The 6,890-nt window shown below is 60.4% G+C and carries 9 protein-coding genes; all 9 read right to left on the bottom strand.

All coding sequences use genetic code 11. The features are described 5' to 3' along the window. Positions 1-243 (bottom strand): hypothetical protein (locus tag SMC1_RS10580; RefSeq protein ID WP_207799317.1); only part of this gene is annotated, 243 nt, incomplete at its 3' end. Positions 244-402: 159 nt separating this feature from the next. Beyond that, on the bottom strand, positions 403-1,368 hold the full coding sequence (locus SMC1_RS05330) for a nuclease-related domain-containing protein (protein WP_165849244.1): 966 nt from the start codon (positions 1,366-1,368) through the stop codon (positions 403-405). Positions 1,369-1,468: 100 nt separating this feature from the next. Next, entirely contained in the window at positions 1,469-2,008 is a 540-nt protein-coding gene (locus SMC1_RS05325) for a DUF6448 family protein (protein ID WP_119085755.1), read from the bottom strand. A gap of 133 nt (positions 2,009-2,141) precedes the next feature. Continuing rightward, on the bottom strand, positions 2,142-2,672 hold the full coding sequence (locus SMC1_RS05320) for a hypothetical protein (RefSeq protein WP_126855175.1): 531 nt from the start codon (positions 2,670-2,672) through the stop codon (positions 2,142-2,144). Positions 2,673-2,829: 157 nt separating this feature from the next. Beyond that, positions 2,830-3,696, bottom strand: coding sequence for a nucleotidyl transferase AbiEii/AbiGii toxin family protein (locus SMC1_RS05315; protein WP_119085753.1), 867 nt, complete (start codon positions 3,694-3,696; stop codon positions 2,830-2,832). Continuing rightward, on the bottom strand, positions 3,693-4,349 hold the full coding sequence (locus SMC1_RS05310) for a type IV toxin-antitoxin system AbiEi family antitoxin domain-containing protein (protein ID WP_119085752.1): 657 nt from the start codon (positions 4,347-4,349) through the stop codon (positions 3,693-3,695). Before SMC1_RS05310 ends, SMC1_RS05315 begins: the two co-directional genes overlap by 4 nt. Positions 4,350-4,561: 212 nt before the next feature. After that, positions 4,562-5,005 carry an Hsp20/alpha crystallin family protein gene (locus SMC1_RS05305; RefSeq protein ID WP_165849242.1) on the bottom strand — a complete coding sequence of 148 codons (444 nt, stop codon included), beginning with the start codon at positions 5,003-5,005 and terminating at the stop codon, positions 4,562-4,564. 290 nt (positions 5,006-5,295) lie between these two features. Further along, a complete protein-coding gene (locus SMC1_RS05300) occupies positions 5,296-6,015 on the bottom strand; it encodes a cation transporter (RefSeq protein ID WP_207799316.1) in 720 nt (239 codons plus the stop codon). Between the two features lie 213 nt (positions 6,016-6,228). Then, positions 6,229-6,651, bottom strand: a complete 423-nt coding sequence (locus SMC1_RS05295) for a hypothetical protein (protein ID WP_165849241.1) — start codon at positions 6,649-6,651, stop codon at positions 6,229-6,231. Positions 6,652-6,890 lie beyond the last annotated feature (239 nt).

The following is a 6,890-nucleotide window of genomic DNA, read 5'->3' as shown; positions in this document are numbered from 1 at the left end:
CCTGAGGACGTCCAAGGCTTCGTCCTCCTGCATGCTGTGCATCGGCGCGTGATCGCCATGCATGCCGTACATCCCGTACATGCCGTGCATACGGCAACCCATGCCATGTCGTCTCCACGTCACCATACGAACAATCCAGAGAATGACCGCAACGAAGAAGATCAGGCACAGCAGACCCATAAACATATATCCGCCGCCCCACATGCCGCGTCCGTAACCACCATATCTCCCAAAATCCATCATAGATATCATTTCTCCTTTCCGCGGGGCGCCTTCGCGACCCTGTACCTTCTATACACAGCATACAAAGGTTTCGTACATTCGATTGTGAAGGTGGAACGGCTGACAACTGTGGCCTGGCCCACAGGGCTGCTACGACGTTCATTGCTCGTTCTGGCGAGCTTAGGTCAGGATCCTGCAGACGTCAGCGATCTCCTGGACCGACACCAGCGAGGAACCATACTGGACATATGCGAGCAGGCGAGCAGTGGGCATGATGGCGACATGGGCTCCGCCCGACCGGGTGGACGGAGCACCCCCATAGGCAACGACAGAGCGGACGATCTGGTCGCTTCCCGCATCTTTCAGGATGTGGGAGCAGAGGAAGGACGCCCTCGTCACCTGCAGCACGGGGTCCGCTTCGTCACCATCTGCGGCGACGGTGCTACTCCAGTTCCTGGTCTCGATGGCATAGACACCTGTGGGGCCGACGAGAAGGTGGTCCAGCTGCGCCGTCTTCAGGTAGCTGTCTTCGAACGGGATGTCCTGGTCAGTGTTGAGGTGCAGGTCGTTGATCAGGACGAAATCATCCGGAAGAGTGCTGAGCGTCTTTATGACTGCACGTTCTGCGATGGCATTGGCCAGGGCGGCGGAGTGGGCCATGGCTTCGATGCCCTTGACGATGCGGCGGGCGCCTTCGACACGCCTCGCCACCTCGGTGTCGCGACCGGCGATGAAGTCTTGGAGGGCGCGTTCAGCGGGGAGGACGGCACGTGACCGCGCACGTACCTGACTGCGTTCCTGGGCCTGCCGGCCCAGTTGGGACAACCCGGCCCACAGGCGGGTCACCGCACGCAGGCCCCCGGGGTCTGCGCCGCCAGCCAGGCGTGCCGTCTCCTGTCCGGAGCGGGCATGAATGCGCGCGATGTCAGCGGCACTGGCGGAGTGCTGTTCTGCCAAATCGTGTTCCAGGGCGGCTTGCTGGAGTGCCAGGTCGTCGCGCGCCAGCGTGTCCTGCTGATATAGGACCTTCTGGGCGCGCGCTAGCTGGATACCAACGTCCGACGGCTCGTCCACGACGATACCGGCTGTTCGTGCCATGGCCAGCACGTCCTTCCATGCCCCGCTTGTACCGATGACTATTGCCACGTTTCTGCCTCCCCTTCCCCAGTGACATATAGGCGTAGGGCGGCCTCGTGCTCGTCGCCTGCCCGACGTCGTCCCGCTCATCGACGATTATTTATGCGGGTCAGTGGTGGTGTCCCTCGACTCCTTCGCCGTGTCCGCCGGCGTGGCGGATGAAGACATGGAGCTTGTTGGAATAGGTCAGCAGGTCGAGCATGGCCCCTACGTACTTGCGTGCAGCGGCGACATCATCCGGGTCGTAGGAGCGGGTGGCTCGGACCTGGGCGAACCGCTTGCCAATCTCTTCCTCGACGGCGCCGGTCAGGAAGGCGATGAGCCCGGCGGTGTCGTCGTCCTCAATCGCCCGCTCGGCGCGGGGAATAACAGGTCCCTCGTCGAGTCCTGCGGGCTTGACCCCGGTGTAGGGCTCGCCTTCGCCAGCACGGTGCAGCCGAACAGCGGTCTCGAAAAACCAGTGGTCCGCCAGCAGGAGCGCGTCGGCTCCCTTGTCGCGCACAGCCATGGTCCTCCGGAAGGCTTCACTAAGTTCCGCTTCGGCGTTCTGGGGGACCCAGGGCAGGATGAGCTTGACGTTGCCTGCGGCCAGGGCCTGTCGGGCAGCCTTGACGACCGGTCCGTCCATCGTGTCACAATGTGGAGGCATGGAAATCATCTCCTTTATTGTACAGTGGTCGGCGATACGTGCGATACGACCAGGCCCGGGCAATACCCGTCAAGCGCTCTCTGCAGCCGCAAAGGAATATCCTTGTCCTTCGGCGACAGGAGGAGCGTTCCGTTCAGCTGATGCCGTACCAGTTGCCGCTGTTCAGGTCCCCCTCGAAGATCTGCCGGTCTTCTGTGTTGGTGATGCGTGTACCGGCCTCGCGCGCAAGGTCGAGATAGCGGGTCGCCTCGGGCTCGTCGCCTGCCAGAGCACTTGCCCGGGCGATGGCCTCGCAGGCGTAGGCGAGGTCGAACGGCGCCATCTCACCCGGAGAGGTCTCCGTGAGCTCCAGGCACCGCCTGGCGTGCGCAATGGCCGCTGGTGCGTCTCCCAGCACGGTGTACACGCGCGAGAGCATCCACTCGGCGCGTTGGTGATGGACGGCGGTCCCTGCCCGCAGCCAGTGGTAAGCCGACGCCCAGGCGGCATACAGCATCCGCTCGTCGTCCGCGCTCGAGCGGTCTGTCGTGTCCAGCAGTTCCCAGACCTCGCCGTTTAGCTGGCTGGCGAACTCGCCGTGTGCTTCGGCAAGGGTATACAGCCTCTCGTCGTCCATGCAATCACCTCCGCAGAGCCCTCCATGACGCGGGAACCCTGCTTGCACTGTAGCCCATCCCGGACTGCGGGTCAAGCTCCCGCGTCATCCTGACAAGACTGGATTCCCGCCTTCGCGGGAATGACAGAAGGGAAACGGGAATGACAGAAGGGAAACGGGAACGACAGGGAGGTGCGGCGATGGCATGTCACGTGAACTGACCATCCTACCTTGTGAGCAGCGCTTTCTCGAGTGCCTTCAGCTGTGCGGGGAGGACCTCGTGCATGTTCAAGCTGAAGGTTTCGAGTGCCTGTTCAGTCTCGATGAAGGGCCGCAGGTCAGCGGCGACTTGCTCCGTGTCGAGGGATGCTGCCTTGTCTGCTGCGCGGCGGACGACGCTGACGGCGCTGTCTTCTCCAAGGAGAGCAAGAACTCGTGGCCAGAGCGGCTGGAGCTTCCACTCCTGCTGTTGTGCCTTCTGAAGAAACCACATAAGGTCAAAGACATCGCGCCCTTTGAATGGCTGTGTCTGGGAGGATCCTCTCGTGTAGTCCCGTCCAAGGAAGGCAGCCAGCTTGCTGGCGAAGAGCGTGGGGAGGTCGTATACCCGGACGAAGAACATCGTCTGGGCTGTGCTGACAGAGCTCACCTGTGCGCCGTAGATACCGGTTGGCTCGGCTGCAATGTCACAGCGAAGCAGCAGGTTGGGGGTGTCGGCAGACGAGTGGACCAGTCCCAACTGCTGCAGGACAGGGAAGACCAGCGTGACCGATATACCGTTTCCACTGACTCTCGTAGTCATATGACGATACTGGAGCGCTTTGCTGACGTATTCCTGGAGATCTGCCACGAACGACTCAGAGTCTGGCTGACCAGGGACATCGAAGTCCAGGTCTTCGGACAGCCGGGGGAGTCCGTACAGCTTGCGCAGACACGTGCCACCCGTGAACAGGTAGCTTCGATACTGCGGGTGGCTGTAGACGAAGGCCAGAACCTCGTCCTGGAGGGCCTCTTTCAGTCTGGTGCGCAGGAAGAGAGGGTTGAGACTTTTTCCTGACTGAGCCATGATGGACGCAAGTCGTTCCTCGATCATACGATTCCCTCCGCGGTCAGAATCGACAGGATGCGCTTCATCTTTGGGACGCCGCTGGTGCGGATAGTCGCGACAAGCCTCTTGTTCTCCGACGGGCGCAGCGCATCCCAGTTGAGCCGCCCGGTCTCGAGCAGGTAGGCACGCATCATGCTCGGAGTACTGAACGGCCGCAGATAGAGCATATCGAACAGCGCCTTGGCGGGAGAAGCAATGCGAACTTCGAGGCCACGATATGCCTCAAGACCATATCCTGTGAACAGATCGCTCCGAATGCTCCGGTAGACAAACCTTCCGAGGGGCGTCGCGTACGTGCGCGGAGTCTTGGTTGTGATACAGGTCAGGGCAAATGGCGATTCGGGGATCATGCCTGCCTTCTCCAGGACATACTCGAGCGACAGGTAGGAGGGAGAGCGCACGATGCCCGAGAGGTATTCCAGGTACTGGCGTGTCTGCTCGGGGCTGGACTGCGCCGCCTGCCAGGCCGCCGTCGGCGCGTAGAGCCCGCTGCGTAGTCTGAGGAGATCCCCCGTGGTCTGCATGCGCTGGACGCGATAATCGAGTGTGGCGGAGGAGACACCAAGGACAACACCAAGATTCTGCTTGGTGACGACAGGCATTGTTGCAATTGCTTCCAGCGTACGAGTGCCAATCATGTTCTGCTCCAATATTACTAACATTCTTTCATAATAGTGGAGCAGAACGTTACTCCTGTCAAGGAGGCTGTGGCGCGACGTCAATCATCCACTGAACTGTCATTCGTGCCTTCGCGGGAACGACCGGCAATACCTGTGGTGCCCGCCAAAGCAGCACGCCCCGGCCATTGTCTTGGCCGGGGCGTCGTGTCGGTAGCGGAGACCAGCGCGTGCTAGTCTACATGGATCGTCTTCGCGTCGGCGTTCTGGACCTTCTTGGGCACCGTCAGCTCAAGCACGCCGTTCTCCATATGGGCCGTGACATTCTCGATGTCGACAGGCTCCTCGAAGTGAAACGCGCGCTGGTAGGTTCCGCCCATGCGCTCACGGTACACGGTCTTCAGGGTCTCGTCCTCCTTCTTCTCTTCTTCGGACGTCCGGACGCTGAGGCCGTTGTCCTCGGCTGTGATAGTGACACGCTCCTTGGTCACACCCGGCATGTTCATGAGGATAACATACTTGGTGGCGTCTTGCTTGATGTCCGTGGCGGGCAGGCGCCCTGACCGTCCGGCTGCGCGCAGCACGGCATTCATGCGGTAGGGAAACAGGTTGGTCAAGGTCGGGGTGGAACAGCAATCACTCATCGTGACAGGGTTCGTATTGATATCGCAGTACATCGTGGTGCCTCCTCTGTTGTTGTCATTTCTCTCCGGCATACGCCGGTCATCGTTTCATATGCAGTCGCCGGCTGCCGTTCAGGGCTTCCGGCTATATCTAATGGTATACGCATTAGCAGTCTCATGACAAGACTGCTAATCTTGAACGACCGTCATGATTCTGCGGTGGCTCTCGTACAAGTATTGATGATGCGTGAGGAGTTTTCTACGTCATCTCTCTAACGAGAGTGTGCCGACAACAGAGATGATCGACAGGATGCAGGGGATGTGAGGTGTGGAGGGAGTTGGGCTCAGCCGGCGGTCGGCAGTCGAGCGGGACGGTTCCTGAGCAGCAGGAGGCAGTCGCGGATCAGCAAGGCCGCACCGACGCTCATCGCGGCTCCGATCAGCAACGACGCGGCAGGGTCGGCCCATGTGTGGCCCGCAGCCGCGAGGGCGATGCCCACGATACCGGCGGCATAGCAGACCTCGTCCTTGATGAGCGACAGGAGACGAAGACGTATCGACGAGCCTTCTCTAGCACTTCGGACGATATCGAACAGGGGGAGGTTGACCAGCAGCATGCCTACTGCCAGCACCGCTATGGCGAGGGCGGGGTTGACCGTCCTGAACGCGCCGCCACGGATCAGGGTCGCCAGTGCCTTCCAGAGAGTGCCCACGCTCAGGAACAGGATGATGAATGTCGCGGAGATAAGTGCGGCAGCGTTGCGCCTGCGGCCTCTCCTCCATCTCAGGTACATGTCGACCGGCTTCTGCGACCAGGCCAGGGCGAGGAGGACGACGACAGCCACTACGGCGTTGGCGAGCGTCGCAAACGCCTGTGCGAGGACGGCCAGCATGTGAGTGATGAAGTAGCTGGTCAACTGGACGATGAAGATGGTCATGTAGCCCACAACCGCAAATGCGAGTCCGCGGCTTGCACGTCGAATCTCCTGCATCATGTCCAGCCCGAGCGTCGAGCTGCTCACGGCGATTGCATCTGGTCTATGTCTGACACTGCCACGTTGCACAATCGTCTTCTCCTTACCAGCGCGTCTTCTCTTACCCCGATGACATGGTGCCACAGTGAGACGATATTTCAAGAGTGCAAGCGGCAGGACCAGTGTGAATGCGCGTATGAGTGTCCCTTTCATCGTACGGAATTGAGATGATGCAACGCGCCGGCTGCGTATTGCATCATATAGGAATCATCGTGAACGTGTGAGTCATTGCATCATTAAGAATCATAGCGAAATGGTCTGCTCTGTCACGGCCTTGAGGGAGAGATCCTGGCTGGTCTTCCGGAGGAGCCGTGCCTCCAGGATGCCGATATCCCGCTGCAGGGAGAGAGGGTCGATCTCCGCCAGTTGACGCAGGAGACGTGCTTTGGCCTGATCACTGACCTCGGGAGCTTGCAGAAGTCGGTGGAGCGGAGTCATGGGAGCATGGTACCTCTTCTGGATCTTGCTCCCCCCGAGCCCTTTGGTCCAAGGCGAGGGGTGCTTCCCGGTCCGGATCTTCTCGAGGAGGGCCATGGAAGGCTGGAGGATGTTGGCACGCTGAGCAAGGAGGGTCTCCAACTGTTGCAGGTCAGCAAGCTGACTCTTCGTATCGAAGCGTCGGTATCCCAGGCACCTGCGTACCAGGGTCCAGTTCTTGCTCTCCACGTAACAGTTGTCGTTCTTGTGGTAGGGACGGGAACGGACAACGCCCCTCGCCTTGAACAAAAGGGCTCGGGGGTGAAGCGAATCCCATGAGCATCGCAGAACCGCCGCAGTTCATCGTTGATGAATTCACTGCCGTTGTCCGAGTGCAGGACCAGGACAAGGAACGGCAGGGAGGTGAGGACATGGGTGAGGGCAGTGAACACAACAACCTGTGCACGGCTGGGAACTGCAACAATCTG

This window comes from Candidatus Cryosericum septentrionale, assembly GCF_003570995.1.
In the GTDB taxonomy this organism is placed as follows: domain Bacteria; phylum Caldisericota; class Caldisericia; order Cryosericales; family Cryosericaceae; genus Cryosericum; species Cryosericum septentrionale.
This window is presented reverse-complemented; position numbering and strand designations above follow the sequence as displayed.

What these genes read in the sequence shown, in the direction of transcription:
- SMC1_RS05325 (WP_119085755.1), bottom strand. Translation starts at nt 2,008, where the DNA reads ATGCCTCCACATTGTGACACGATGGACGGACCGGTCGTCAAGGCTGCC.
- SMC1_RS05305 (WP_165849242.1), bottom strand. Translation starts at nt 5,005, where the DNA reads ATGTACTGCGATATCAATACGAACCCTGTCACGATGAGTGATTGCTGT.
- SMC1_RS05315 (WP_119085753.1), bottom strand. Translation starts at nt 3,696, where the DNA reads ATGATCGAGGAACGACTTGCGTCCATCATGGCTCAGTCAGGAAAAAGT.
- SMC1_RS05310 (WP_119085752.1), bottom strand. Translation starts at nt 4,349, where the DNA reads ATGATTGGCACTCGTACGCTGGAAGCAATTGCAACAATGCCTGTCGTC.